Below are 26,857 nucleotides of genomic sequence, written 5' to 3'. Positions count from 1 at the left end.
CTAAATGATGATTTATCGCTGTGTTAACGGCAATCCGCACGTCGAGAGCGGAGAGTGTGTCGGCTATCGCCTGCTGTACCTCTATCGGCGGCACGGGCATTTCAAGCTCCTGAAAAGTCGAAGACGGTCGGGCTAAAGCGGGTACTCCGACCTGGGAGCTGTTAGAGAGTAGCTGATGCCGCCCCTCCCGTGAATGAAAGAAGTAGACCATATACTCAGGTAGCATTTCGTCCTTTTTGCATCTCACCCGAAATTGGCTCTGCGAAATAACGTACTTATCATATTTGCTATCTACAGGAATGTATGCTATTTGCCCCAGTGTGCCTCGATGCGTTATAACCACATCGCCACGTGAAGCCACAGCTTTCTTTAACGAAGCGGCTTTTTCTGGTGTAACGTAATTAAAGCTGTCCTCGCTAAGAGTGAAGCCCGTGAGATTGCTCCCGTTCAACACAGGGATGCCGGATGGAACAAAGCAATCGACCTTTATATTTGAGCCGAACGGTCCCATCGCGATTTCCTCAATCACATCGCCGACTCGTTTCATCTTATAGCTCATACCCAATCGCCCTCAGTCTTTTACGGATTTCGCCCTCCAGTTCGTGGGAACGCTTGAACATCTCGGAAAGTTCGTCAGTTAGCCGTGCCATTTTCTCCTCGAAGGGTTCGCCGTCATCCTCCTGCTCCTCAATGCCGACATAGCGTCCCGGCGTTAGTATGTAGTCCTGCTTGGCGATCCCCTCCGTGGTAACGGCGGCGCAGAAGCCTTTCATGTCCTCAAGCGTCCCGTCGTCGAACGCCTGAAATGTGGCGGCAATTTTGGCGATATCATCGACGGTCATCTCGCGTAGGCGGCGGTTGACCATCGTACCCATTTTGCGGGCGTCGATGAAGAGTGTCTTGCCCTTTTGCTTCTTGTTTCGGCTGATGAACCAGAGGGAAACGGGTATCTGCGTGGTGTAGAACAACTGTGTGGGCATGGCGATAATGCCCTCTACAAGGTCGTCCTTCACTATTTTCTTGCGGATTTCACCCTCGCCGCCGCTCTGGGAGGACAGCGAACCGTTGGCAAGTACCATGCCGATTTTTCCATTCGGTGCAAGGTGGTAAATCATGTGCTGAAGCCACGCAAAATTGGCGTTACCTGCGGGGGGGAGACCGTACCGCCACCGCTGGTCGTCATTCAAACTGCCGTCGTTCCAATCGGAGAGATTGAACGGCGGATTGGCGAGGATGAAGTCAGCTTTCAGCGTTGGGTGCAGGTCGTTATGGAACGTGTCGGCGTTGTATCCGCCGAGGTTGGCCTCGATGCCCCGAATGGCAAGGTTCATCAAAGCCATCTTACGGGTGGTGGGGTTTGCGTCCTGTCCGTAGACTGAGAGATTGTCGATGTTGCCTGAATGGTTCTTTACGAAGTCCGTGGACTGCACGAACATACCACCGGACCCACAGCAGGGGTCGTACACGCGCCCCTTGAACGGCTGCAAGACCTCAACGAGCGTCCGCACCACGCAGGACGGCGTGTAGAACTCTCCGGCGCGCTTGCCTTCCTGCTCGGCAAACCTGGCAAGGCAGTATTCGTAGGTGCGACCGAGGATGTCCTTGTCTGTGCCGTGTTCAATCATCTGAATGTTGGTGAATAGGTCAACCACGTTACCGAGGCGGCGCTTGTCCAGTTCGTCACGGGCGTAGTTTTTCGGCAGGATGTCCTTCAGCCGCTTGTTCTCTTTCTCGATCGCCCGCATTGCGTCGTCAATCACCGTGCCGATCTCCTCTTTGTGCGCCGCTTCGGAAATGACGCTCCACCGCGCCGACTGTGGCACGAAAAACACGTTCTTTTCGGCGTAGGCATCCTTGTCCTCCACATCGTCATCCTCGGCAAGCAGTTCTTGATACCGTTCCTCGAACCTGTCCGATATGTATTTCAGAAAAATAAGTCCAAGAACGACGTGTTTGTACTCCGCCGCATCCACATTGCCGCGAAGGATGTCTGCTGCCGCCCATATTTGTTGCTCAAAGCCGATTGATGCAGTGTTATTTATTGTCGCCATTTTGTCGCACTCCTTTTCATTCGGCTCTATTTCCATGCTGTCAGAAGTGTCGCACTCCAGAGCCTTGCAGGTTTTAACAAATATATAGGTGTTCACACTTAGTCCTTTAGAAATCCTCACGAGGATTTTGAGTTGCCAAACATTTAAGTCACGATGTATTCTGTGTAACTCTTATGACAAAAAATATCCCGCGCGAGGTGAACGTGAAACTAACCAGGGGATGCAATTCATCCCCACGGCTCAAGCCGGGGACTTTCTTGCACCCCTTGAACCCCGGGATCTGAAAAAAATGGAGATTACACGAATTTCCGGATACCTGATGCGGGCGCTCATCGTGCTGCTCGTCGCCGGTATCGCCGTTGCACCCGTGCCGGGTGAGGAGCAGCAGGAGACGGATCTGTCTCTATTCCGGACGGACAATGATTCGTATCCCCTTGACCTGGATACGGTGATGGATGAGCGAGATAAACTGATTGAGAGTTACCAAAAAAGCGCAGACTTCACCGGGGCACCGATCGGATCTGGCGATCCGGTGATACCCGTCAACGCGACGATCGTTGCGTATGGGTTTTCGTTCGATAAGACCGGGATTCCTCATGAGATGATCGCTGTCTCGCAGGAGGGCACGGACATCGCGCAACTCCTTGAGAAGGCGAACCGGTGGTACAACGATACCGCCGTCAGTACCCCGGAGAGTGCTGTGAACGTATCCGGCGGGGATTGGACCCTGATGGGGTCCGGTCGGTATTACTACGCGGCCGAACCCTACGGACTCATCGAACATAACTTTGAGACGTACCGGAATTCCAACGAAATGGACCCGGTCAGGGATTACTTTGCAATCAAGCAGATCTGGTCTATGGACCCCGGTTTTCACAGGTATCGCGAGCAGGGGAGCAAGTGGCTCAATGAACGGGGTCTCTCGTACATCGACTGGTCGGTGAGCAGTTTAGGCAACCCTGCCCTGCATGACTGGAACCCCAGCGGGACAACCACCGGGCCGACGACCGTCTCCATATCGTTCACGCCGATGCCGAAGTTCTCCGGGTCGTTCCTGAACTCCGTTACCATGAGTGATGAGAGCGACCCGGCTATCGAGCGGGCCGAGTGGGGTTATACATTCAATGGGCCGGATGTTAAGAACACCCTCCAGAGCTGGAGTCCGGGGAGCACGGTAAGCGTGGATGCATCTACCGCCAGCGGTCAGTACGACCTGGCGTATCTCTATGCGGAGGGTACGTTCATCGAACCGACCACATGGCCGTTCCACCGGTACTACTCCATTTCGACTTACTGGGATACGTGGATTATCTACTAGTGGACCGTTGCATCTAATATTTCACACACCATCGCCTCACGTGAGCACTGTTCGGTGTAGAGCCGCGAAGCCGCGGAGATTATTGCATCGATCCCGATGATCGGACTCTGTTCGATGCTCATCCCCCCTCATTGGAGGTGGGCGCGGGATCAGGATGTTCCCCGGTTCGTTCCAGACAGTGGACCGTGGGAGGTATCGCCTTTGGGGGTGGGACAGGGGAGGGGGAACTCCCCCTCCCCGCAGGAGGGTATCCGTACGTCTTTCTGGAGGTATGTTCGCAGTGGACCGTGGTGGCTATTCGCCCCGGGACCCAGGAATGACACTCCCCCAGGTTAGTATAGTGGTTACTCGGAATCGGGCCACTATTGACTGCTCCCCAATCTTTCGCGTGAGAGAGCAACCCCACACACCAGGAGCAGCAAAATAAGGTGTCCACTAGTCAACAAACAATTTTTTTGACGGTGGGATGGGAACAATGAGAAGGGGTAATCTGGTCCTCCTCACCGGGGCCTGATGACAGAAGCGGCAGCGGTGCGGAGATGTTCCCGGGCCCGGTGCCCTCCGCTCACCGCTGCAGCCGCAGCAGCCGCTCGCGGCATCTGTCTGCCTCGGCGGGGCGGTCGAGGCAGACGAGCGCCGTCGCCTTTCCTTTGAGCGTCTCGGCATCGTCGGGGTTCGCGGCAAGCGCCTGGTCGTAGCATTCGAGCGCTTCTTCAAAGCGTTCCAGGATCACGAGGGCGTTTCCCTTTGTGCTCCAGGCCTGAACCTTTGTGGGGTCGGCTTCGAGCGCCCGGGTGCAGCAGGCGACGGCCTCGCCGTAGCGCCCGAGGATGAAGAGCGCAAGGCCTTTGTTGTACCAGGCGTCCGCATTCTCCGGGTGGGCCAGGAGCTCCCGGTCGTAGCAGACGAGAGCCTGATCGTAGTGAGAAAGAACGGAGAGGACGTTTGCTTTGTTGCTCCAGACCCGGCGGTTCTCCGGGTCGATCTCGAGCGCCCGCTCGTAGCAGACGAGCGCCTTTTCATAGCGTTCGAGCCGGTAGAGTGCGTTTCCGTAGTTGTTCCAGGCAACGGCGTTCTCGGGGGCCGCCCGGACCACGGCCTGGTAGCAGGCGATCGCCGTCTCGTAATCCCCGAGGGCGTAGTAACCCTCTCCCCGATAGTAGCATGCGTCCGTGTGGTCGGCCCGGAGCCTGAGCGCCTGGTCGAAGCACTCTATCGCTTCCACGTAACGCTTTTGGGTGAAGAGAAGATGACCCTTCTGGTGCCAGATCTCCGCATCGACGGCGTTCTCCCTGAGCGCCCGGTCGAAGCAGGCGAGCGAGAGGCTGTAGCGCTTCAACGTCTTCAGCGCCGCGGCTTTATGATACCAGATCCCGGGATGGTCGGGATTGATCTGGAACGCCCGGTCGTAGCAGGAGATCGCCTCGTCATAGCGCCCCAGGTGGTGCAACGCCAGGCCGCGGTTGTACCAGGCATCGTCGTCGTCGGGGTGGAGGGCGAGGGCCCGGTCGAACGACCCGACCGCTTCTTCGTATCGCTGCAGCGCCGCAAGCGTGCATCCCCGGGTATGCCAGGTGTCGGCGTGGTCCGGGTCGATGGCGACGGTCCGGTCGTAGCACTCGAGCGCATCGCCGCACCGGCCGAGGAGGAGATGGACCGTCCCCTTGCTGTACCAGGCGTTTGTGTTCCCGGGATCGAGCGCGATGACCCGGTCGTAACAGTCGATGGCTGCGTCGTATCGGCGCCCGGTGGCAAGCGCCGTGCCCCGGGCGTTCCAGACCTCGATCCGGCCCGGCTCGAGGGCGATGACCCGGTCGTAGCAGTCGATAGCGTCGGTGGTTCGCCCGAGCTTTCTGAGGGCGTTTCCCCTGACGAACCAGGCATCCGCCGAGTCGGGGGCGAGTTCCACCGCCCGACCGCAGGAGCCGGCCGCCTCACGGTACTCCCGGAGATTGTAGAGCGCCTGTCCCCGGGCGAGCCAGAAGCGGGCGGAGGCCGGGTCGATCCTGACGGCCTGGTCGAAACACCCTGCGGCTTCCCGGTCGCGCCCGGCGGCGGTGAGGGCGAGCCCTTTGTGGTACCAGGCAGCGGTGTCGTCGGCATTCCGGGCAACCGCCCGGTCGTAGCATTCGACGGCCCGGTCGTACTGCCCCTGCTCGGCGTATGCCCGTCCCTTCCTGCACCAGGCCTCGGCGCTCTTCCAGGGGAGTTCCATTTCGTGAGTGATTGCCGTCCATAGGTAAAAAGGATTCGATAAAACACCCGAAAACCTTCTACGGTGAAGGAGAAACGTTCTCCTGAATCTTTTCCCGGGACAAAATTTTTCCGTGCGCGGAGTAAATTGGCAACGTATACATGCTCCGGGATCAAAATGAGGAACCAGAAGGGGCCGGTTGACGATGAAGAGGATGCGCGATATCCCGGACCGCGATCGCCCGCGTGAGAAGCTGGCGACGCGGGGGCCGCAGGCGCTCACCGATACCGAACTGATCGCTCTCCTCCTCGGGGGAGGAACAAAAGGCCGGGATGTCCGGGAGATCGCCGGCGGCGTCGAACGCTACCTGGAGAAGGCCGGAGGCAGCCCGTCATATGGTGACCTCCTTACGATCGAGGGGATCGGCCCGGCGAAAGCCTGCGAGATCATGGCCTGTTTCGAGCTCGGGCGGCGGTACCTCGGGGACGACGGCGTTTCGGGGTGCCGGATTGCTTGCCCCGAGGACGTCCTCCCGCTGGTCGCGGAATGGCGGGACAGGAAACAGGAGTATTTTCTTTGCATAACCCTCAGCGGCGCCGGCGAGGTGATAAAACGCCGGACCGTCACCGTCGGGACCCTGAACCAGAGCCTCGTCCACCCCCGGGAGGTCTTTGCCGAGGCGATCACCGACCGCGCCGCCTCGGTAATCCTGATCCACAACCACCCCTCGGGCACGCTCTCGCCCTCCACGCAGGACCTCGACGTCACCCGGCAACTCGTCGAAGCCGGGTCGATCCTCGGCATCCGGGTGCTCGACCACATCATCGTTACAAAGAAGGGCTACGTGAGCCTGAAGGAACTCGGGGAGATCTGACGCCCTCACACGCCCGCTGCACCGGGAGGACGCGACGCACAAAACGGACGAGGATTGCGGTGTCCTCTTATTCCGGTCATTTCTCACTTCGGGTTGCCCGGTTTACCGTTTTATAGAAGATTTTTGAAAAGAATAGGATCTGGATATATCGGCATCCCCCGAAAATGCTTCGTGAACGGTCATGGGCCGGGGATGCATGATTTGCGTCAGTTCTGTTCCCTATCGATCTCTCTGATGAGCTCCCGCATCTTTCCTTTATACTCAGGAGTGTCCATCATCTCGAATAGTTCCGTACGGAGGGTGCGTTTGAAATACTCCTCGTCAACGTAACGTATTACGGCGGTCTCAACAACGTCGGATATGTGCGGGTGCTGACCGCTGTCAACTAATTCCTGAGCCTGATCCAGTATACGCTGGGAAAGGCGCACATTAACCTGTTTTTTTCTTCGATTTTGATCGTGCATACTCCCGGCGCTACCATATGCGATGTTAAATCTCAAATAGCAAAGTAAACTATATGGGATGTATATGGGTTACAATTATATGTGAGCCATACTTACAGAGTATCATGAAACTGAAACGGGCGCCCGTTGAATCGACGCGACGCGCGATCAGAAGGATCTTCCCGGTTCGATGGTCGGCGCGCGGAACGACAGCAACACCGTCAATCACGGTCTACCGGTCCATTCTGTGGAGATCGACGACCTCGCCCTCCGCTTCCTCTCCGGAGATCGGTTCACCATCGCCCGGCGGTCCGATGTGCCGTTACTGCGGGGAGAATCGCCGTTCTTTTGGACGTTTCCGGGAATTCGCGCTCTCTGCGTCCCGAATTACTGGAAAAAGTATATATTCTCTCATCAGCCAAGGGTACACGAGGATACTATCATGAAAACTGGATTTCTCCGGGTGCTGCTCAGTCCCGGGAATTTTTTCGAGGAACGCATGCGGACCGAGCCGGGCCTGAAAGTGCCGGCGCTGATTGCGCTCGTCATCGGGGTGATCGGTGCGGTCTCGGCCGCACTGGCGACGAACCTGACCATCGGTATACTCCCCGCGGATATGCAGGGCCTGGGGGGGATCATGGTGGCCGGCGTCGCGGTTGCTGCCGTCATTGGGGGTTTCCTCACGTGGATCGTCGTCGGCATCGTCTTCTACCTCATCTCGATGATCTTCAAGGGCAAAGGATCGCTCACCCGGACGCTGGAGTTCACGGGCTACGGGTTCCTGCCCCAGGTCTTCGGGAGCCTGATCGGGGTCGTTCTCTCCTACCAGATTCTCTCGGGCATCACGGTCCCGGCCGCAACGAGCCCTGAGGAGATCGTGGCCGTGACGGAGACCCTCACGGAGATGCTGGCGGCCGACCCCCTGACATCGGTCGCCACGCTCGTGACGGTCCTCTTCCTTCTCTGGAGCGCAAATATATGGATCTTCGGCATGAAATACGCACGGGGCCTCTCCACGCGGAACGCGGCCCTCACCGTCGGGATACCCGTGGGGCTCTACATCATCTCTCTACTTATCCCCCTTATCGGATGGCTGTAATATGAAACCACTTCATCTCTTTATCGTAGCACTCCTCTGCGCCGTTGCAGTGGTCGCCGGACCGGCACAGGCCGGACCGGCGGACATCACCGTGACCTCCTCCGCGACCGATCCCCCGGTCCTGATGAAAGGCGATACCGGGACGCTCACGGTGACGATCCAGAACAACGGTGCCGAATCGGTTGCCATCAAGAGCGCCCGGCTCTTTGGGAGCGGCGTGGTGGCGCTGAGCGACCCTTACCCCTCGGTCGGGGAGATAGGCGCCGGGAACGCGAAGACGTTCACCTTCACCGTCCGGGCGGACGGGGGAGAGGGGACGTTCTACCCTGTGTTCGTCCTTGACTTCCGCGACGGCGCCGGCAACCTCCGTTACCCGGTCCCGGTCCAGGTCGAGGACACCCCGCTCAGCGTCTCGGTGGTCGGAAAGCCGGACGCCTTCGCCGAAGGGCGGACGGCCGATATCACCGTCCGGGTCGGCAACCCCCGCCCGAACGCGGCGTCCGGCGTCCAGGTGATCCCGCAGGGAACCGGCTTTACCGCGACACCGAACGGCGGATTCATCGGCGCTCTCGCTGCCGACGGTTCTGCGACCGTTCTCTTTAATCTGACCCCTGCCGCTGAGACGGACGTCACTTTCCAGGTGACCTGGCGTAACGGCATCAACACCCACACGACCGACCTCGTTCTCCCGATCGCGTTCGGCGAGGATAAAAGGCAGGCCGACCCGGTCGTCACCAACATCGAGGTCACGCCCGTTGCCGGGGGCTACCGGGTCGTGGGCGACGTCATGAACGCCGGACTTGAGGCCGCACGGTCGGTGCTCGTCACCACCGGGGCGCCTGCGACGCCTACGGACCCGTTCCGGGTCTACGTTGTCGGGACGCTCGACCCCGACGACATCTCATCGTTCGAGGTGACTCTTCGGGCCGACGCGAACGCAACCGAGGTCCCGGTCGTCGTCGAGTACCGCGACGACGACGGCAACCGCTATACGACGACGACGATGGTCGAGGTCGGCGGTACGACGACGCCTCTTAAGGAGCAGAGCGGCGACGGCGGCCTCCCGGTAGCCGGCATCATCGTTGTCGTGCTTGTCGCGCTCGGGATAGGCGGGGCCATCTACTACTCCTGGAGACGGACGTAACGACGATGCCGGTCATCAGTTTCGATGCGGTCACGAAGGTCTATCCCCTCCCGGCCGGCGACGTCGTGGCGCTCGCCGGGATCGATCTCGCGATCGAGAAGGGCGAGTTCGTCCTGATCATGGGGCCGTCGGGGTCGGGGAAATCGACCCTCTTGAACATCATGGGATCGCTCGACGTCCCGACCTCGGGAGAGGTCACCATAGCGGGCAAGCGGATCAGCGGGATGGACGACGACGAACTGACCCTTCTCCGGCGTGACCACATCGGGTTTGTCTTCCAGCAGTTCAACCTCATTCCGCTGCTCTCGGTGGTCGAGAACGTCGAGTACCCGCTTATCCTGAAGGGCCGGCAGAACCGGTCCCGCGAGCGGGCCGAGGAGGTCCTCGCGGCGGTGGGGATCGCCGAGACGCATTTCACCCACAAACCCGGGGAACTCTCCGGCGGACAGCAGCAGCGCGTGGCGATAGCCCGGGCGCTCGTGAACGACCCGGACTTCCTCCTCTGCGACGAGCCGACCGGGAACCTGGACACAAAGACCGGGACCGCGATCATGGATCTCCTCGACCGGATGAACCGCGAGGAGGGCAAGACGGTCGCCATGGTCACCCACGACCCCCGGATGACGGAGTACGCCGACCGGACGATCCGGCTCGTCGACGGGAGGGTGGTAGAATGACCTTCTTCGACCTCGCCCGCCGGAACGTCAACCGCCACTGGCTCCGGTCGGTCCTTGCGATCCTCGGGATCGTCATCGGCGTCGTCGCGATCGCCACACTCGGCGTCATGGGCAACAGCATCGGCCTCATGTTCAACGACATGGTCACCGACGTCGGCGACACCCTCATCGTCTCTCCGGCGTCGGATTCGGGTACCACGAAACTCACCGAACGGCAGGTGGACGATATCGCCCGGGCAATCGGCTCCAACCGGATCATCCCGTACGCGAGCACCGTCGATAAGATAACCGTGGGCGATAAGGAGAGCGGCGCGATGATCTACGCGATGCCGGCCGAGGATCTTCCCTCTCTGCTCGAAGTTGAGTCGGGGGCCTACCCGAAGGGCACGGGCGCCGGGTGCTTGATCGGGAGCGAACTTGCCGCAAACAGCAAGGAAAACGGCCTGAAACTCGGTGCCCGGGTCAGGATCGGAGATGAAACCCTCCGTGTGGTGGGCGTGCTCAAGGAACGGGGGATGGGTTTCGACATCAACCCCGACTACGCCGTCATCGTACCTTATACCTGGTATTCAAGCCACTACGACGAGGATGAGTACGATCAGGCGATCGTGAAGGTCAAGGACGTCAACGACATCGACTCGGTCAAGGAATCGATCGAGCAGAAGATGAACCGGCGGGAGGATGTCGTCAACGTCATGGACACCCGGACAATTCTCGAGAGCATCTTTGCGGCGGCCGATTCGATCACGGTCTTCCTGATGGGTATCGGCGCGGTATCGCTCATCGTCGCCGGGGTCTCGATCCTGAACGTGATGCTGATGTCGGTGACCGAACGGATCAAGGAGATCGGTGTCCTGCGGAGCATCGGCACCCGCCGGAGCGAGGTGATGCGGATGTTCATCTACGAGGCCCTGATCCTCGGGGTTGTGGGCGCCGCTATCGGGGGGGTGCTCAGTTTCGGCACCGGCTACGTGATTACGGCGGTCATCGTCGAGAACGCAGACTACCTCTTCAACCCGGGGAGTCTCCTCTACATCGTCTTCGGGATGGCGTTCGGCGTCTTCACGAGCGTGGCCTCCGGCCTCTACCCGGCCTGGAAGGCGGCGCAACTAAACCCTATCCAGGCGCTGCGGCACGAGTGACGGCCTACCCCGCACACTTCTTTTTTTCTCGCTCGATCTCGTCACGGAGCGTTTCGGCGATATCCCGGGTCTCCGGGGGCGCGCCCGGGAGGAGGGTGAGGTACTCGTTCTCCCCTTCGGCGACGAGCAGGGCAACCGGCGTCAGGCTGACCGCTGCGGTTTCCTCTCCGTATACCGCGAGCGCTCTGATGATGGGGATGATGCACCGGCCGCCCGCCCTGCGGGCACCGCCGACGACGAGGCGGGTCTTCTCAGGCACCCGGAGCACCTCTTCCCGGGACCTGACGGAGCCGCTCTCTGACCGGTTTCTGGAGTAAAGCCTGCACGACCGGGATGATGATCAGGAGCGGGCGGCGGACCTGCATCCGGAGCGTGAGGGCGCCTTCGAAGACCCGGCGGTCGAAGACCGGGGTCAGCACGAAATCGATTGTCTCCGCCGGCCAGAGAGCGTATCGGGCGGCGGTATAGTAGCCGTAGACGACGCCGGTGTCGGCGGGGCTGTCGAGACCGAGGGTGACGTCGCCCCGGAGCGTCTCAAGATAGAGAGAGCGGTAGACGGCGGCGAGGACTTTTCGGATATGGGGCCAGAGGTCGCCGGCGGCGCCGAGGTAGTCCCGTACCGGTCGTGCAGGCCCCTGTTTTTCCGCCGTTTTCTCCTCTTTTTCCGGCTCTGTGGCCGCTATCGCCCGAAGGTCCCGGGTCATGACCCGACGGCCGGCGACGAGGACCTCGAGCACCTGCACCGCGTCGTCGACCCGGACCCGCGCTCCCACGATGCCCCAGGCTACGATTGCCGTCGCCCGGGCTCTCTCCCGCGTGCAGTCGGCGGCCGCCTCGACGATCACCGGGACCAGGTAGAGAGCAAGCAGGAGAGCGAGGATGACGGCGGCGACGACGAGCAGGATGGAGAAAAGAATGGCCGCGACCATGGAATGGAGGGAAGAGAGCCTTACGCCTCTTCTTCACCGCCGACCGGGATCTCCTTTCCTTCTTCCGAGACCCAGGGGGTCTTGCCCTTGCGCTGCATCATCGCCGAGCCTTTCTCGAACGCTTTTCCGATGTGCGGGCCGACCGTCTCCCCGAGTGCCGTGATGACCTCGGCGATCTCGCTCTTCTTCTTCAGCGACACCACCTGAATGCCCTCGGCGCCGGGGACGCCTTTGGTGACGACGATCAGGGCAACGGCCGATATGCCGCCTCCGCCGCCGGTCCCGGACCCGCCGTGCTGTCCTTCTTCCTTACGCCCTCCCATGCCTTCTCCGGCGCCGAACCCGAACCCGAACTCGGCGACAGGGATGATCACCCGTTCTCCGGCATCGACCGGGGCACCGAGGACCGCACTCGCGCAGAGCGTTCTTGCCAGTTGGTCGACGGTTATCTGGAGCATAGATTCGCCAGTCATGTTGTTCACCACACGTATTCCAATCTCCTGCCTCTTATATAATGGTTGGGGTTTCCGGCGTCCGCCGGGGGCCGGACGATGCCGACCTTAGAGTAGAAGGCGCCAGCCCACGGCCAGTGCGACGATGACGGCGAGGCCGAGGGCGGCAGCAAGCACCCGGCGGGCGTCGGGGCTCGTGAGCCGGGCGAGGGCGGACTCGAGTTCCTGCCGGTAGAGGCAGGCGAAGAGTCCGGCGATCACGAAGAAGAGGAGCCATTCGCTCGGCTGGGCAAGTTCCCGCAGGACTGAGTTCCAGAGGTAGTCTTTCGGGTAGTGGTGCTCCTGGAGCGGGCCGAGGAACGGCCAGAACCACTCGACGGGATGCCGCCACATCGAATCGAGGACCTGGTGGCTCGCCATGCCGGCGGCCAGCGCGAGGAGGCCGATTCTTTTGCGGTAGCGGTAGATGAGGAGGCTGGCGAGGGCGACCAGGGAAAGAACGGTGAGGCCGTGGCAATATATCCTGCCGTAGCCTACGGTTTCGGCGAGGACGATGTGCCCGAGGGGCTTGTCGATCAGGTCGGGGAGCACGCCCCCGAGTGCGCCGAAGGCGATAACCCGCCGGTCGCCGGCGATCGCCGCGAAGACGATCCCGATGAGAATTCCGGCCATGGCGTGGGCGAGGAGGTACATTTGCTATCCAGTAGCGGAGGATCGATATACTCTTTTTCCCGGGAGGGCGGGCCGGAGGGCCCGGGCCACCGCATTAATATGCTCATCAAAGTATACTGATGACACACAATGTATATATGTGCACAAGTACACCCTGATATATGCAGACGAAGATCCTCCTTGACGAGGGAGAGATGCCGAAACGGTGGTATAACATCCAGGCGGATCTCCCGACGCCCATGGACCCGGTCCTCCATCCGGCTACCGGGAAACCGGCAGCTCCCGACGACCTCCGCCACATCTTCCCGATGGAACTGATCCGGCAGGAGATGAGCACGGAGCGCTACATCGATATCCCCGGCGAAGTCCGCGATATCCTCACCCTCTGGAGACCGAGCCCCCTCTACCGGGCAAAGAGGCTCGAAGCGGCCTTAAAGACCCCGGCGAAGATCTACTACAAGTGGGAGGGCGTGAGCCCGCCGGGCTCGCATAAGCCCAACTCCGCCATCCCCCAGGCTTACTACAACCGTGAGGCGGGGATCGAGCGGCTGGCGACCGAGACCGGGGCGGGGCAGTGGGGCTCGTCGCTTGCGTTTGCAACGAGCCTCTTCGATATGGAGTGCACCGTCTACATGGTCCGGTCCTCGTACGACCAGAAGCCCTACCGCAAAAGCATGATGCAGGTCTACGGCGCCGAGTGCATCCCGAGCCCGTCGGATACGACCCGGTCCGGTCGGGCGGTGCTCGCCCGCGACCCGGAAACGCCGGGTTCCCTCGGGATCGCCATATCGGAGGCTGTCGAGGACGCCGCGAGCCATGAGAACACCAACTACGCGCTCGGCTCCGTCCTCAACCACGTCTGCCTCCACCAGACGATCATTGGCCAGGAGGCACGGCAGCAGCTCGCGACGGAGGACGTCTACCCCGACGTCGTGATCGGGTGCGTCGGCGGCGGCACCAACTTTGCCGGGCTCTCCTTCCCGTTCGCCGGCGAGAAAATGACCGGAAAGCATCCCGAGACCGATATCGTCGCGGTGGAGCCTGCCGCCTGCCCGACCCTGACGAAGGGGATCTACGCCTACGACTTCGGGGACGTCGCGGGGCTGACCCCGATCATGCGGATGTTCACCCTCGGCCACGATTTCGTCCCGCCGGCGATCCATGCCGGAGGGCTCCGCTACCACGGAATGTCGCCGCTCGTCTCCCGGCTCGTCCGTGACGGGGTCGTCCGGCCCGTCGCCTACCGTCAGAACGAGGTCTTCGACGCGGCCGTGACCTTCGCCCGGACGGAGGGGATCGTCGTCGCGCCCGAGGCCGCCCACGCGGTGAAAGCCGCGGTCGACGAGGCGCTCCGGTGCCGGGAGACCGGCGACGCGAAGGTGATCCTCTTCAACAACTCCGGGCACGGCAACTTCGACTTCTCTTCTTACGAGTCTTACTTCGCGGGGTCGCTTGTCGACTACGAATACCCGGTGGAGTTGATCCTGGAATCGCTCTCCCGGCTGCCGGTGGTGGCGAGGTGATGCCGGTGGAATGGACGGCGCTCGAAGAGAGCCTGATCTGAATATCGGACGCGAAGAGGTTGCCGCCGCCGCAGAGGCCAGCCGCCGCCCTCTCGTCGTCCCGGTATATGCCGAGATCCCCCTCCCCGCCTCTCCGCCGGCGGACCTCTACGCATCGCTCCGCAGGGGACCCGGGTTCCTGCTGGAGTCGCTCGAGGGGAGCGAGAAGACCGTCCGCTACTCGTTCATCTGCACCGCTCCGGCCGCCGACGTGACTGTCGCCTCCGACGGCACGCTGACGGTCTCCGGCGACTCCCGCATTCGGGAGATCGCCGACGAGGTCGCGGCGGCCGACCCCCTCGCCGCCGTCCGTTCGTTCATGGACCGGCTCCGGGTCGCTCCCTCGCCGCTTCCGCGGTTTTCGGGGGGGCTTGTCGGCTACTTCGCCTACGACCTCGTCGCGTCGATCCACCCGACCGTCCGGCCGGTCGCGGCGGAGGACCCGGAAGAGCCCGTCGCCCGGTTCATGCTGGCACAAAACTGCCTCTCCCTCGATCACCTGACGCGGCGGCTCGCGGTCATAACGAACCTGATCGTCACCGACGGGTCCGACCCCGGGGAGGAGTACCGCCGGGCCGCCGACGCAATCGCCGGAGAGATCTCCCGGATACGCAATCTCGTCCCGGGAGGTCCGGCCGACCCGGACCCTTCCGGGGTCGCGGCGTCGTCCTCATGCACCCGCAAGGAGTTCTCGGATGCGGTCCTCCAGATCAAGGAGCGTATCGCGGCAGGCGACATCTTCCAGGCGGTCCTCTCCCGGCGGCTCACCTGCCGGCTTGAGGGCGACGGGTTCGCTGTCTACCGCCGGCTCCGGGAGAGAAACCCGAGCCCCTATATGTACTACCTGGACTTCGGCGACTGCCGGGTCGCCGGGAGCAGCCCCGAGATGCTTGTCCGGGTGGAGAACGGGCGGGTGACGACGGTCCCGATCGCCGGGACCCGGCCGCGGGGGCTGACCCCGGCGGAAGACGAGAGGCTCGCGGCCGAGCTTCTCGCGGACGAGAAGGAGCGGGCGGAGCACGTCATGCTCGTCGACCTTGCGAGGAACGACATCGGGGCGGTCTCCGCCTATGGGAGCGTCTCGGTGGAGGGGTTCATGACCGTCGAGCGGTTCTCGCACGTCCAGCATATCGTCTCCACGGTCTCGGGCAGGCTCCGGGAGGGGATGGACCGGTTCGACGTGCTGCGGTCCTGCTTCCCGGCGGGGACCGTCTCGGGCGCCCCGAAGGTCCGGGCGATGCAGATCATCGGCGAGACGGAGAGGCTCCGGCGCGGGGTCTACGCGGGTGCCGTCGGCTACCTCGGCTTTGCCGGCACGATGGATCTTGCAATAGCCATCCGGACGGTCGTCGTGCGGGGCGGCGTCGCCTCCGTCCAGGTGGGTGCGGGGATCGTGGCCGACTCCGACCCTGACAGAGAGTGGGCCGAGACCGGGAACAAAGGCCGGGCGATGCTTGCGGCGCTCGGCGCGGCGGAGGTGGAATGATGCGGGTGCTCGTCGTCGACAGTTACGACAGTTTCACCTTCAACCTCTGTCAGCAGATCGGGGCGCTCGGTGCGGAGCCGGTCGTGGTGAAGAGCGATACGCCGTTTGAGCAATTCTCTCCCGAATCCTTCGGCCGGGTCGTCCTCTCGCCCGGCCCGGGGCATCCCCGGGAGTGCGCCCTCTATCGGGAGGTCCTCTCGACGATCAGCCGGACGGTTCCGACCCTCGGGGTCTGTCTCGGTCACCAGGCGATCGGCCTCGTCTTCGGAGCCAGGATCGCCAGGGCCGACCGGCTGATGCACGGGAAGCGGTCGCTCATCCGGCACGACGGCACGGGGATCTACGCCGGGGTGGCGAGCCCCCTCGTCGCGACCCGCTACCACTCGCTCGTCATCGACCCGGCCACGGTCCCGGACTGCCTCGCGGTGACCGCCAGAAGCGACGACGGGGCGGTCATGGGTGTCCGGCACCGGGAGTTCCCGATCGAGGGAGTGCAGTTCCACCCGGAGAGCATCCTCACCCCCGACGGGACCCGGCTGATGGAAAACTTCCTCTTCGGTCCGGGAGGCGGGACATGATCCGGGAGGCGATCGCCCGGGTCTCATCGGGTACGGACCTCACCCCGGCCGAGGCGGGAGCGGCGATGGAGGAGATCGTGCGGGGCGCCGCGACCCCCGCCCAGATCGGCGGTTTCCTCACGGCGCTCCGGATGAAAAGGGAGACTGTCGCCGAGATCGCGGCATTCGCGCGTGTCATGCGGGCGGCTGCCGTCCCGGTCCCTCTCCCCGCCACGGAAGCGCGGGTGGATACCTGCGGGACCGGGGGCGACGGTGCGGGAACCTTCAACATCAGCACCGCGGCCGCCTTCGTCGCGGCCGGTGCGGGGGTTTCCGTCGTGAAGCACGGGAACCGGGGCGTCTCGAGCCGGTGCGGCTCTGCCGACGTCCTCGAGGCGCTCGGCGTCTCCGTTGCGATCCCGCCCGACCGGGTCGCGGAGGTTCTTTCGGCCGCCGGGATCGCCTTCCTCTTCGCCCCGGCCTACCACCCGGCGATGCAGCACGCCCGGTCGGCCCGCGAGGAGATCGGCATCCGGACGGTCTTCAACCTTCTCGGCCCCCTCACGAACCCGGCAGGTGCCGGAGCGCACCTCCTCGGCGTCTACGACCCCCACCTGACCGTCCCGGTCGCCCGGGTGCTCGGGGACCTCGGTGCGGAGCGGGCGATGGTGGTCCACGGCGACGGTCTCGACGAGATCGCGACGAGCGGGCCGACGACGGTTGCGGAACTCCGGGACGGCGAGGTCGTAACGTATACGCTCGACTGCACGGAGTTCGGGATTCCGCGCTCATCCGTCGCCGCTCTCCGGGGCGGCGGGGTGGAAGAGAACGCCCGGCTCCTCCTCTCCGTCCTCGCGGGGGAGAACGGCCCCGCCCGGGATATCGTCGTCCTCAACGCCGGGGCGGCGATCTACCTCGGCGGGAAAGCCGATGACGTCGCCGGCGGCATCGCCCGGGCGGAAGCGTCGATCGATTCGAGGGCGGCGCTGGATCGGCTCCGCCGGCTGGTCGAGGCGACCGGAGGCGGGGCATGATCCTCGACGAGATCGTCAGGGCGACCGGCGAGCGCCTCGCGAACCTCGCCCCCCTTCCTGCGTTCGATCCCGACGCCGTGCCTCGCCGGAGTCTTGAACAATCCCTCCGGGGTTGCCGGGAGAGACGCGCGATCATCGCCGAGGTGAAGTACGCCTCCCCGTCACGCGGGAGGATCCACGAAGGCGGCACTCCGGAGGCGATCGCCCGGGAGTTCGTCGCCGCCGGAGCCGCCGGGCTCTCGGTCCTCACCGAACCCACCTATTTTGGGGGCAGTACGGAGAACCTCGTCCGGGTGCGGCGTGCGGTCCCGGTCCCGATCCTCAGGAAGGACTTCATCATCGACGAGCGTCAGCTCAGCGAAACCCGGGCGCTCGGCGCCGATGCCGTCCTCCTGATCGCCCGGGTGCTCGGGAGCCGTCTCTCCGCGTTCGTTGACGAGGCGCACGCGCTCGGTCTCGAGCCGCTCGTCGAGGTCCACGACAGGGACGAGATGGAGCAGGCCATCGCCACCGGGGCGGGCCTCATCGGGATCAACAACCGCAACCTCGAGACGATGAGGGTCGATCTTACGACGACGGTCCGCCTTGCAGAGGCGGCACGCGGCGAGGGGAGGACCGTGGTCTCCGAGAGCGGCATCGCCTGGCCCTACGACGTCCGGCGCCTCTCCCGGCACTGCGATGCGTTCCTGATCGGGTCCGCCCTGATGTCGGCCAGGGACCGGCGGAAAAGACTGGAGGGATTTATATTCGCGTGAAGATCTGCGGGATGACGAGCCCGGAAGACGCCAGAGCGGCAGCCGCGGCGGGAGCCGACGCGATCGGCGTGGTGCTCGCGAGCCCCTCGCCGCGGTCGGTGAGCCCTGATGCGGCCCGGGAGATATTCGCGGCGGTCCCGCCGTTCGTGACGAGGGTCGCCGTCACCTCGACCGCCCGGGCGGAGGACCTCGCGGAGATCCTCCTCTTGCGGCCGGATGCGGTGCAGGTCTCGGGCAGCCTTTATCTGCCCCGGGATACCGGGGTCGCGGTCATCCGGATGCTTGCGCCCGGCGACCCCCCGCGGGGCGACTGCGACGCGGTGATCGTCGACGGCAGCCACGGCACCGGGCGGGCGTTCGATCCCGGATACGCGAGAAGATGCGTGGCTTCCTCCCCGGTGCCGGTCATCCTCGCGGGTGGGCTTTCCCCCGGCAACGTCGCCGCGGCAATCCGGAAGGTAAGGCCCTACGCCGTCGACGTCGCTTCAGGCGTCGAGGCAGCGCCGGGGGTCAAGGACGAGCGCCTCATGCGGGAGTTCGTGAAGATATGCAGGACGATCGATTCATGAAAGCAGGACGATACGGAGTATACGGCGGGCAGTACGTGCCCGAAACCCTGATGAGCGCGTTGATCGAGCTTGAGGAGACCTACGGGCGGGTCCGTGAGGACCCGGAGTTCTCCCGCCGGCTCTCCTGGTACCTGCACGAGTATGCCGGGCGGGAGACCCCGCTCACCTTCTGCGAGAACCTCTCCCGCGACCTCGGCTGCCGGGTTTACCTGAAGCGGGAGGACCTCCTCCACGGCGGTGCGCACAAGCTGAACAACACCCTCGGCCAGGCGCTCATGGCGAAGTTCATGGGCAAGCGGCGGCTCATCGCCGAGACCGGCGCCGGGCAGCACGGCGTCGCGACGGCGATCGCGGGCGCGGCCCTCGGTCTCCCCGTCGAGGTCTACATGGGCGAGGTGGACACCCGGCGCCAGGCGCTCAACGTCTTTCGGATGGAACTCCTCGGTGCCCGGGTCATCCCGGTCGTCTCCGGGACGCGGACCTTGAAGGACGCCATCAACGCGGCGATGCGCGACTGGGTGGCGAACCTCCGGGAGACCCACTACCTGCTCGGCTCCTGCGTCGGCCCGCACCCCTTCCCCCGAATCGTCCGCGACTTCCAGTCGGTCATCGGCGAGGAGGCGCGGCGGCAGGTGCTCGAACGGGAAGGGCGGCTCCCCGATACCGTCGTCGCCTGTGTCGGCGGGGGTTCGAACGCGATCGGGATCTTCTACCCGTTCACAAACGACGACGTGGCGCTGGTCGGCGTTGAGGCGGGCGGCGAGGGGCTTGAGTCCGGCCATCACGGGGCCTCGCTCTCGCGGGGCTCGGTCGGGGTCTTCCAGGGGGCGCTCTCCTACCTCCTCCAGGACGATGACGGCCAGGCGCTCGAGACGCACTCCGTCGCCGCGGGCCTCGACCACCCCTCCGTCGGGCCGGAACACGCCATGCTGAAGGACTCGGGAAGGGTCCGCTACGAGGCGGTCACCGACGCCGAGGCCCTCCACGCCTTCCGCTACCTCTCCCGTACCGAAGGGATCATCCCGGCGCTCGAGTCGGCCCATGCGGTCGCCTACGCCCTCCGGGCGGCCGACGACCTCGATAAGGACGGCATTCTCGTCATCAACCTCTCGGGGAGGGGCGACAAGGACGTCGCCGACATCGCGAGCCTTCACGGGGGTGCGGCATGAGCAGGATCGAGCGCCTCTTTGCCCGGAAAAGCCCGGTCTTCATCGGGTTTACCGTCGCCGGAGACCCTGATAGAGAGAGATCGTTCGGGGTGGCGGCGGCGATGGTCGATGCGGGCGTCGACCTCCTCGAGATCGCCGTCCCCTACTCCGACCCGGTGGCGGACGGCCCCGTGATCGAACGGGCGCACGTTCGCGCCCTCCGTGCGGGCACCACGCCGGACGACGTCTTCACGCTCGTCCGACGGGTCAGGGAGTACGCGCCGGGCCTTCCCGTCGTCCTCTTCACCTACTACAACATCGTCTACCGCCGGGGACCCGACCGGTTCTTTTCGGAGGCCGCGGCCGCCGGTGCGGACGGCGTCCTCATCGTGGACCTTCCCGCCGAGGAGTCGGAAGAGGTCGGGCCATCCTCTCTCCGGTACGGGATCGACCGGATCGCGCTCATCGCCCCGACGACGTCGCCGGAGCGCCGGCGGAGGACCCTCCGGGACGCCTCCGGGTTCGTCTACCTGATCTCGCTTGAAGGGGTGACCGGCGAGCGCGACCGGTTGCCTCCCATCGCCGGGCTGGTCGATGCGGTGCGGAGGGAGACGGACCTTCCGCTCGCCGTCGGGTTCGGGGTCTCGCGCCCGGAACACGTCCGGAGCGTCGTCGATGCCGGCGCGGACGGCGTCATCGTGGGAAGCGCCCTCGTCCGGATCGTCGAGGAGCACATGGGCGACGAGGCCGGGATGCACGAAGCCCTCCGCACCGCGATCAGGGCGCTCAAGGGCGGGCTCGCCCCCGACTCGGGGGTGGAGGGATGAGACGGGCCATCGGGTTCCTGCTCAACCCTATCGCCGGGATGGGCGGCACGGTGGGGCTCGCGGGGACGGACGGCGTGGTCGCGGAAGCCCTCCGGCGCGGAGCGGCCCCACGCTCGGCCGGTCGGGCCGTGCAGGTCCTCTCTCTCCTCAAAGACGACGATATCACATGGTGCACCTGTTCGGCGCCGATGGGCGAGGACGCCCTTATTGACGCAGGGATCGACCGCTCCACGGTCCTCTACCGCCCCGCCGTCTCGACCGGCGCCGCCGATACGAAGGCCGCCTGCCGGGCGTTTCTTGAGGCCGGGGTCGATCTCGTCGCCTTCTGCGGCGGGGACGGGACGGCACGGGACGTCTTCGACGCCGTCGGCCGGGAGGTGCCGGTCCTCGGCATCCCTGCCGGGGTGAAGATGTACTCGGCGGTCTTTGCGGTCGACCCTCCGGCGGCGGTCACCCTCATCCGCGAGACGGGGCGAGCCCCCTGCCGAGACTCCGAGGTGATGGATATCGATGAGGGGGCCTACCGGTCGGGCCGTCTTGCCGCCCGGCTCTACGGGTATGCACGCGTTCCGTATCTTCCGGAGCGGATACAGAGCGGAAAGCAGGTCTTCGAGCAGCAGGACGAGGAGCGGGCGAAGGACGATATCGCCGCGTTCATCAACGAGGTCATGCTGCCGGATACGCTTTATATCATCGGCGCCGGGAGCACGACGGCCCGGATCATGGAGCGGCTCGGTCTTGCCCCGACCCTCCTCGGGGTCGACGCCGTCCGGGGCGGGGAGGTCGTCGCCCGCAATGCCGACGAGAAGACGCTTCTCTCCCTCCTCGACAGATACCCGCGGGCGAAGATCGTCGCGAGCCCCATCGGCGCCCAGGGGTTCGTTCTCGGGCGGGGAAACCAGCAGATCAGCCCGGCCGTCATCCGGAAGGCCGGACTACGGAACCTGATCGTGGTTGCCACGCCGGGAAAGCTCGCCGCGACTCCCCTCCTGTACGTCGACTCCGGCGATGCGGCGCTCGACCGGGAGGTCGGGGACTCTTTCCTGGTTGTCTCCGGCTACCGGATGGCGCAGCGGAAGCGGGTCGTCCATCCCATGTGACCCGAAAACCCAGGGTTTATCCCCGGTCGGCGTCTAACCTCTCTTGGTGACATCCTTCGACCCCTCGGTCCTCGGGATCTTCGTCTTCGGCCTCTTCGCCGGCATCTGCCCCTGCAACAGCGTCCTCTGCCTCGGCCTTATCGGGTATCTGACGAGCGGGAAGACCGATCTCACGCTTGCCGGCATCCTTAAACTGACTGTGGCGTTCTCGTTCGGGACCGTCCTCGTCCTCCTGCCGCTCGGGGCGGTCGCGGGCTACGTCGGGGAGTACCTCCTCTTCCTGAACGAGACCGTCGCGTGGGCGATCGGCGGGGTGCTGTTGATCCTTATGGGGCTGCAGCTCCTGCACGTCTACAAACCGCCGATACGAAGCATCTTCAATCTCTTCCGGGCGCCCATCTCTTACTCCGTCACGGGGGCGTTTCTGCTCGGGCTCTCGTTCGGGGCGATCACCGTGGGGCGCGGGGCGCCGATGCTGCTCGTCGTCCTGACCTACATCGCGCTCTACCAGACGGCGGTCGAGGGGTTCTTTACGATCCTTGTGTATGCGGTGGGGCTCTCGCTCCCCCTGATAGCGATCAGCTCGCTCGGGGGCGCTCTCGGGAAGAAGGTCAAGGAGAGGGCGAGGGTGAGCGGCGAGGTCTTCGACCGGGTTGTCGGCGTCGCGATCATCGCGATCGGGGTCTATTTCCTGTACCTTGCGTTCCTGTGATGGCCCTCGGAAGGTGTTGTTCTGTTCTCCGGGGTCATTCCTATCTTTTCCTGTTGGGGCGCCCCTCTTCCCGGGAATCGGGGTCCAGTGAGGGAATCAGCCGGAGGGCGGCATAGAGGACCACTGCGACGAGAACGCATTCGAGGTAAAACCCGAAAAGCGTGAACGCGGAGAAGACCAGGTTGTATGCGGGCGTATCCACGGCGAGCGGGAGGGCGCTCATGACGCCGTCGAAGAGCCACCCAAATATGGGAACTCTATCTGCGAGCAACGGGGCGGGCCCGCCCGCCAACCTGTCAGGGTTCACCAGCAGGGCGACGACGAAGGGGACCGAGGCCGCAACGGCGACGAGCATCGCCTGCCGCTGTCTGCGGACCGGGACGGCGCCCTCGATCAGGGGGAGCGGCGTCGCGGCTCCCGCGACTGCAAGGGTGACGATCACGAGGGCGAAGACGGGGAGGAGGGACTGCGGTTCCGATGTCCCGGCGATGTCGACGAAGAGCGCCCAGACTGCGCACGCACCGACCGCAACAAGGGGCGGGATCGCCGCTCGCCGCCGGTTCCGGGCTATAGTTCTTCTATGATGGGTTGAGGTGGCTCTATACAACATTTCTGCACTCACAAGGGGTTTGATCCGGGAACGGGGCTCTATATCCTGTGTGAAGGTCAACGTTCTTCTATAAACGATTTCTGTCACAAACCTCTACATGTCGGTCAGCCCCGGGTTTTCGACCGGGATCGTGCGGCGTACCTCGCATCCGGGCCACTCCCGGGATCAACCACGCTTCCCTCTCCCGCAGGCCGGGGTCAACGCCGGAACGCTCCGGTACCGTCTTGAGGTCCTCCGCCGGACGGGGAAGGTCCACTCAGAGCACGATCACGGGTTCCTTATTACGCAAGCAGTAAGGCGACCTGCGGGCAGGAGATCGGTGGGATACGGGAGCAAATTTCCGGTATCTTATAATACCGGGAATGGCGCGGAAAGAGGTGCATCTGCACCCGGGATCGCCGGTGCATCGGTGACCCGGCACTGTCCGCAGAAAAGATCTCTATACATTATGTACAGACTATGGAATCGGCCGCCCCAAGGTCCTGTCGTGTGAACGCAATGATGCAATCGGGATTTTCTCCCGGGGACGGAGTCCCCTCCGTCCTCTGATGCGGGGTGATCGTGATGGTGTACCAGGATGCTTCCGGGCCGAACACGACCTCTTTCATCGGGCGGAATCTCCCTCCCGAGACTTCATAGAGCCTTCCATGGGTCTCGTTGTACTCCGCTCCGTACATATTTATACCCGCGAGCAGTGTCATGCCCCGCTCCCGGAAGGGGATATCTTCCAGAGTGATGGCGTCGACCTCCCGTAAGAGGGCGAGGGGATGTACCCCCTGCATAGGGTGGTCAATTTTCTGCGATTTGACGGCCACGGTTCCGTCCGGCCCTACGTACGCCTCGTAGACGTGCCGCTCGCCGTTTTCCTCCCCGTAAAAGAAGAGCCATATCACCCGGATCGCGCCGTCCCCGGCGATGTCGGTCTCCAGTTGCAGTAGCACTGCCGACTCGTTCTCGACGCCCGTTTCCTCAACGGCGATCTCCCAGAGGTGGAGGACGGCCGGGTTGTACGCCGGGGACCTGAGACGGGTGATGTTCTCGATACGCGCAACGTCCGGGCTCTCCGGCAGGACGAAGAAGTGGATGCAAACATAGATGAACGCCATCCCCACGATAACGATAAGGATCTTTCTCATGATTCAGGTCGCTCCGGGTCGACTGTAAAGTTTCATTGCGGCACGAAGATCAGACCGGTTCTTTTCTTGCAGTACGCTCATCCACGAACCGCACGATGATGCTGCCGAAAAGCAGGACGAAAAACAACCACCGAAGAAGGGAATCGGCGCGGATGTCGAGGATATAATCCCGGTAGATATTGACCCCGAGGAGAACCGCAGCAAGGGCGAGCATCAATTTCCAGAGATACGAGAGGTAGTTGCAGAGCATGACCGTCAAAGGGTTTCGCCCGGTCGATCCGCGACCCGGCGACCGGTATCCATACCGGAGAGTTCGACGTTCTTCTATATACCCTTATGTGACGCGCCTCCTCACCAGGTTTTCCGGAGAGAATTTTCAACCGAAAATAGCCGCCGCAGGTCGAAAACAGGGCTCGGCGCCGAACGACAGGAGACGACCCGGGTACCGGCACCTCTCCGGGCGCCGACGTGTAGAGGGGTTTGAGAGAAGACGTAAATAACGTTACAGCCCAGTCTCAGGATAATAAGATCCAGGCGGGGGTCTTTATGAGGATGAAGGGATGGCAACGGAATCGACGATAACGGGGAAGGTGCGGGAGCGCCGGGTTAGCCGGGGGATGAAGGCGGAACGAGTCTTCATCGTGGCCCGGAAAGAATTCACCGACCAGGTTACGGGCTGGCGGTTCCTGGTGATCCTCGCCCTGTTCCTCGCCATCGCCCTGGCGGGGACGTACAGCGGGGTCGTGAGCTACGAGAGGGAACTGGACCGGTATGCCCAGGAACTGGAGGCGATGGACGACCGGTTCGATGAATCGGGGTGGATAATAATGCCCTCCAAACCGCCGGTCGAGAACGTTTACTCCTCGATGTTCCTCGTGCTGATCTCCTACGGGAGCCTCCTCGCCATCGCCGTCGGGTTCAACCTGGTCTCCGGGGAGAAGGAGTCCCGATCGCTCAAAAGCCTTCTCTCCCACCCGGTCTACCGTGACGAGATCATCAACGGCAAGGCGCTCGGGGGCGTCGCGCTGCTGGTACTCGTCATCGGAGGGGTGCTCCTCATCGCAACCGCGCTGCTCCTCGTCCTCTCGATCGTGCCCTCCCCCGACGACCTCTGGGTGATCCTGACCTATGCCGGCGTCACCCTCCTTCTCCTCGTGACGTTCTTCTCCATCGCGCTTGCCTTCTCCACCCTCTGCCGGGAGAGCGGCAGCGCCCTGCTTCTTGCGGTGATCGCCTTCATCCTCCTCTCATTCGTGATCCCCTACGCCTTCGCGCAGATCGGCCCGGCGCTTATGATGGAAGAGCCCGACCCCGCCGCATACGGAGGGGACACCTCGTCGGAAGGCTTCCAGGCAGAGATTATGGCATACTACGAGCGGCAGGATGTCATCACGAGCGCCAGAAACCTCCTCTCCCCGGAGATGGCCGTCAACAACTTGATCCAGACGGTGCACAACTCCCACAACTCTCCGGGAACGACCTTTGAAAACATGCTCGGCGAGATATGGTCGAGCGTGGTTGCACTGATCTTCTACCCCGTCGTCTTCTTCGCCATCGCATACGCGCGGTTCATGCGGATGGATATCCGGTGACCGAATGAAGGGTCCCGGGCTTCCTCTGTCGCACAGGAGGGGTCCCGTCGCTCACTTTCAGAAAGAGAGGGCGGATGTGTAGAGAGATGTGAGAGAAGAGATAAATATCGTGAGGTCGAGGAAGTAGTGCGGGTGCCGGAATCGGGCATTCGTACAAGTTGTGGGGCGCATCATCCTGCCGTGAACTGCGGATGTGTGGCCCCACATGCCCGGAGGGCCACTAGAACTGTTGGCTGTCATCAGGGATAGCCGTTATGGTTCCACGGCCTCCCCGGGTACGCATGAACAGAGGTGAAAAAAACATCATGAAACAGAAAAAGATGTTCGGACCGTATGCTGTTGCCGTCATCGGCCTGCTTCTCGTCTGCATGGCAGTGGCGCCGGTCAGCGCGGAGAACGGGCTGCATGCCGTGGCCATTGACGGGGGCTCGCTCCTGATCAATGAGGACGGAGGCATTGACTGCACTGCCACAGCTGATACGTACGTCGGCTCCTATATACCCGGGGTAACCTACCAGATCGAGGTGGATTGTGAATACAGGGATTATAATGTGGTAGTTGGACAAACGGCCCAATTCCGCTTGGAAGGGCCGGATGGGTCCGTAACCACGAAGTCCATTTTCGATGTCCCGCTTATCAATAACAACTGGCAGGGAACGTTGTCGATTCCCTTTACGCCCGCCAGTCCCGGTTCGTACCACTGGGAGATCGCGTGCAGTGAAGGTTCCGAGAGCGCTTCGGCCCGCGGAGATCTCATCCTATCATAAGGATAAC

The 26,857-nt window shown here is 63.2% G+C and carries 30 protein-coding genes; 18 read left to right on the top strand and 12 right to left on the bottom strand.

The window, feature by feature from the left end:
• Together BP737_RS05845 and BP737_RS05840 are read right to left on the bottom strand one after the other, a co-directional pair.
• Nucleotides 1-559: restriction endonuclease subunit S (locus BP737_RS05845; RefSeq protein WP_342686005.1), on the bottom strand; the 559-nt coding region annotated here is incomplete at its 3' end.
• On the bottom strand, nt 549-2,087 hold the full coding sequence (locus tag BP737_RS05840) for an N-6 DNA methylase (RefSeq protein WP_422655918.1): 1,539 nt from the start codon (nt 2,085-2,087) through the stop codon (nt 549-551). The genes BP737_RS05845 and BP737_RS05840, both read right to left, overlap by 11 nt.
• 253 nt (nt 2,088-2,340) lie before the next feature.
• Here BP737_RS05840 and BP737_RS05835 point away from each other — a divergent pair, with 253 nt between their 5' ends.
• Nucleotides 2,341-3,369, top strand: coding sequence for a hypothetical protein (locus BP737_RS05835; protein WP_342686003.1), 1,029 nt, complete (start codon nt 2,341-2,343; stop codon nt 3,367-3,369).
• Here BP737_RS05835 and BP737_RS05830 read toward each other — a convergent pair.
• On the bottom strand, nt 3,366-3,491 hold the full coding sequence (locus BP737_RS05830; protein ID WP_342686002.1) for a hypothetical protein: 126 nt from the start codon (nt 3,489-3,491) through the stop codon (nt 3,366-3,368). The genes BP737_RS05835 and BP737_RS05830 overlap by 4 nt on opposite strands.
• Before the next feature lie 443 nt (nt 3,492-3,934).
• A complete protein-coding gene (locus BP737_RS05825) occupies nt 3,935-5,584 on the bottom strand; it encodes a tetratricopeptide repeat protein (RefSeq protein ID WP_342686001.1) in 1,650 nt (549 codons plus the stop codon).
• A 184-nt stretch (nt 5,585-5,768) separates the two neighbouring features.
• On the opposite strand from BP737_RS05825, the gene radC reads away from it, so the two are divergent.
• The gene (radC, locus tag BP737_RS05820) at nt 5,769-6,437 is read left to right on the top strand and encodes a RadC family protein (protein ID WP_342686000.1); all 669 of its coding nucleotides are present in this window, start codon (nt 5,769-5,771) and stop codon (nt 6,435-6,437) included.
• A 206-nt stretch (nt 6,438-6,643) separates the two neighbouring features.
• Here the strand turns inward: radC and BP737_RS05815 are convergent, their stop codons facing one another.
• The gene (locus BP737_RS05815; RefSeq protein WP_292409934.1) at nt 6,644-6,937 is read right to left on the bottom strand and encodes a hypothetical protein; all 294 of its coding nucleotides are present in this window, start codon (nt 6,935-6,937) and stop codon (nt 6,644-6,646) included.
• Between the two features lie 133 nt (nt 6,938-7,070).
• On the opposite strand from BP737_RS05815, the gene BP737_RS05810 reads away from it, so the two are divergent.
• Genes BP737_RS05810 through BP737_RS05795 form a run of 4 tightly spaced genes read left to right on the top strand, consistent with a single transcriptional unit; the run spans nt 7,071 to nt 10,942 of the window.
• A complete protein-coding gene (locus BP737_RS05810; RefSeq protein WP_292409932.1) occupies nt 7,071-7,979 on the top strand; it encodes a YIP1 family protein in 909 nt (302 codons plus the stop codon).
• A 1-nt stretch (nt 7,980) separates the two neighbouring features.
• The gene (locus tag BP737_RS05805; RefSeq protein ID WP_292409930.1) at nt 7,981-9,123 is read left to right on the top strand and encodes a COG1361 S-layer family protein; all 1,143 of its coding nucleotides are present in this window, start codon (nt 7,981-7,983) and stop codon (nt 9,121-9,123) included.
• Nucleotides 9,124-9,128: 5 nt separating this feature from the next.
• On the top strand, nt 9,129-9,800 hold the full coding sequence (locus BP737_RS05800; protein WP_292409928.1) for an ABC transporter ATP-binding protein: 672 nt from the start codon (nt 9,129-9,131) through the stop codon (nt 9,798-9,800).
• Nucleotides 9,797-10,942 carry an ABC transporter permease gene (locus tag BP737_RS05795; protein ID WP_292409926.1) on the top strand — a complete coding sequence of 382 codons (1,146 nt, stop codon included), beginning with the start codon at nt 9,797-9,799 and terminating at the stop codon, nt 10,940-10,942. Before BP737_RS05800 ends, BP737_RS05795 begins: the two co-directional genes overlap by 4 nt.
• Before the next feature lie 4 nt (nt 10,943-10,946).
• Here BP737_RS05795 and BP737_RS05790 read toward each other — a convergent pair whose 3' ends face one another.
• From BP737_RS05790 to BP737_RS05775, 4 genes are all read right to left on the bottom strand, one after another.
• A complete protein-coding gene (locus BP737_RS05790) occupies nt 10,947-11,201 on the bottom strand; it encodes a hypothetical protein (RefSeq protein WP_292409924.1) in 255 nt (84 codons plus the stop codon).
• Nucleotides 11,194-11,871, bottom strand: coding sequence for a DUF2953 domain-containing protein (locus BP737_RS05785; protein ID WP_292409921.1), 678 nt, complete (start codon nt 11,869-11,871; stop codon nt 11,194-11,196). The genes BP737_RS05790 and BP737_RS05785 overlap by 8 nt, the downstream gene beginning before the upstream one ends.
• Before the next feature lie 20 nt (nt 11,872-11,891).
• A complete protein-coding gene (locus tag BP737_RS05780; protein WP_292409919.1) occupies nt 11,892-12,344 on the bottom strand; it encodes a spore germination protein GerW family protein in 453 nt (150 codons plus the stop codon).
• Between the two features lie 87 nt (nt 12,345-12,431).
• Nucleotides 12,432-13,016: a metal-dependent hydrolase gene (locus BP737_RS05775; protein ID WP_292409918.1), complete on the bottom strand. Its 585-nt coding sequence runs from the start codon at nt 13,014-13,016 to the stop codon at nt 12,432-12,434.
• A gap of 140 nt (nt 13,017-13,156) precedes the next feature.
• Between BP737_RS05775 and BP737_RS05770 the strand changes: the two genes are divergently transcribed.
• The 10 genes from BP737_RS05770 to BP737_RS05725 are packed head-to-tail and all read left to right on the top strand — an operon-like array spanning nt 13,157 to nt 22,745.
• A complete protein-coding gene (locus BP737_RS05770; RefSeq protein ID WP_292409916.1) occupies nt 13,157-14,518 on the top strand; it encodes a TrpB-like pyridoxal phosphate-dependent enzyme in 1,362 nt (453 codons plus the stop codon).
• A gap of 10 nt (nt 14,519-14,528) precedes the next feature.
• The gene (locus BP737_RS05765; protein WP_292409914.1) at nt 14,529-16,043 is read left to right on the top strand and encodes an anthranilate synthase component I family protein; all 1,515 of its coding nucleotides are present in this window, start codon (nt 14,529-14,531) and stop codon (nt 16,041-16,043) included.
• Nucleotides 16,043-16,621 (top strand): anthranilate synthase component II, encoded by a 579-nt coding sequence (locus BP737_RS05760; RefSeq protein WP_292409938.1) that lies wholly within the window; start codon nt 16,043-16,045, stop codon nt 16,619-16,621. Before BP737_RS05765 ends, BP737_RS05760 begins: the two co-directional genes overlap by 1 nt.
• Nucleotides 16,618-17,634, top strand: a complete 1,017-nt coding sequence (gene trpD, locus BP737_RS05755) for an anthranilate phosphoribosyltransferase (RefSeq protein ID WP_292409912.1) — start codon at nt 16,618-16,620, stop codon at nt 17,632-17,634. The genes BP737_RS05760 and trpD overlap by 4 nt, the downstream gene beginning before the upstream one ends.
• Nucleotides 17,631-18,389, top strand: a complete 759-nt coding sequence (locus BP737_RS05750) for an indole-3-glycerol phosphate synthase TrpC (protein WP_292409910.1) — start codon at nt 17,631-17,633, stop codon at nt 18,387-18,389. The genes trpD and BP737_RS05750 overlap by 4 nt, the downstream gene beginning before the upstream one ends.
• Entirely contained in the window at nt 18,386-18,958 is a 573-nt protein-coding gene (locus BP737_RS05745) for a phosphoribosylanthranilate isomerase (protein ID WP_292409908.1), read from the top strand. The genes BP737_RS05750 and BP737_RS05745 overlap by 4 nt, the downstream gene beginning before the upstream one ends.
• The gene (gene trpB / locus BP737_RS05740) at nt 18,955-20,127 is read left to right on the top strand and encodes a tryptophan synthase subunit beta (protein WP_292409937.1); all 1,173 of its coding nucleotides are present in this window, start codon (nt 18,955-18,957) and stop codon (nt 20,125-20,127) included. The genes BP737_RS05745 and trpB overlap by 4 nt, the downstream gene beginning before the upstream one ends.
• Complete coding sequence (gene trpA, locus BP737_RS05735) at nt 20,124-20,933, top strand: tryptophan synthase subunit alpha (RefSeq protein WP_292409906.1); 810 nt, start codon at nt 20,124-20,126, stop codon at nt 20,931-20,933. The genes trpB and trpA overlap by 4 nt, the downstream gene beginning before the upstream one ends.
• Complete coding sequence (locus BP737_RS05730; protein WP_292409904.1) at nt 20,930-22,033, top strand: ATP-NAD kinase family protein; 1,104 nt, start codon at nt 20,930-20,932, stop codon at nt 22,031-22,033. The genes trpA and BP737_RS05730 overlap by 4 nt, the downstream gene beginning before the upstream one ends.
• Before the next feature lie 46 nt (nt 22,034-22,079).
• Nucleotides 22,080-22,745, top strand: a complete 666-nt coding sequence (locus BP737_RS05725) for a cytochrome c biogenesis CcdA family protein (protein WP_292409901.1) — start codon at nt 22,080-22,082, stop codon at nt 22,743-22,745.
• Nucleotides 22,746-22,785: 40 nt separating this feature from the next.
• On the opposite strand, the gene BP737_RS05720 is transcribed toward BP737_RS05725, so the two are convergent.
• The 3 genes from BP737_RS05720 to BP737_RS05710 all read right to left on the bottom strand — a co-directional run bounded on the left by BP737_RS05720 (nt 22,786) and on the right by BP737_RS05710 (nt 24,750).
• A complete protein-coding gene (locus BP737_RS05720) occupies nt 22,786-23,355 on the bottom strand; it encodes a hypothetical protein (RefSeq protein ID WP_292409899.1) in 570 nt (189 codons plus the stop codon).
• Nucleotides 23,356-23,801: 446 nt separating this feature from the next.
• Nucleotides 23,802-24,491 carry a hypothetical protein gene (locus tag BP737_RS05715; RefSeq protein ID WP_292409897.1) on the bottom strand — a complete coding sequence of 230 codons (690 nt, stop codon included), beginning with the start codon at nt 24,489-24,491 and terminating at the stop codon, nt 23,802-23,804.
• Between the two features lie 49 nt (nt 24,492-24,540).
• The gene (locus BP737_RS05710; RefSeq protein ID WP_342685999.1) at nt 24,541-24,750 is read right to left on the bottom strand and encodes a hypothetical protein; all 210 of its coding nucleotides are present in this window, start codon (nt 24,748-24,750) and stop codon (nt 24,541-24,543) included.
• Between the two features lie 301 nt (nt 24,751-25,051).
• On the opposite strand from BP737_RS05710, the gene BP737_RS05705 reads away from it, so the two are divergent.
• Together BP737_RS05705 and BP737_RS05700 are read left to right on the top strand one after the other, a co-directional pair.
• A complete protein-coding gene (locus BP737_RS05705; protein ID WP_292409894.1) occupies nt 25,052-26,083 on the top strand; it encodes an ABC transporter permease subunit in 1,032 nt (343 codons plus the stop codon).
• A gap of 305 nt (nt 26,084-26,388) precedes the next feature.
• Entirely contained in the window at nt 26,389-26,850 is a 462-nt protein-coding gene (locus BP737_RS05700; RefSeq protein WP_342685998.1) for a hypothetical protein, read from the top strand.
• Nucleotides 26,851-26,857 lie beyond the last annotated feature (7 nt).

Origin of the sequence: Methanoculleus sp. UBA291 (genome assembly GCF_002499755.1) — an archaeon.
In the GTDB taxonomy this organism is placed as follows: Archaea; Halobacteriota; Methanomicrobia; order Methanomicrobiales; family Methanoculleaceae; genus Methanoculleus; species Methanoculleus palmolei.
Note: the sequence above shows the minus strand (reverse complement) of the source record. Positions and strands in the feature narration are given on the sequence as shown.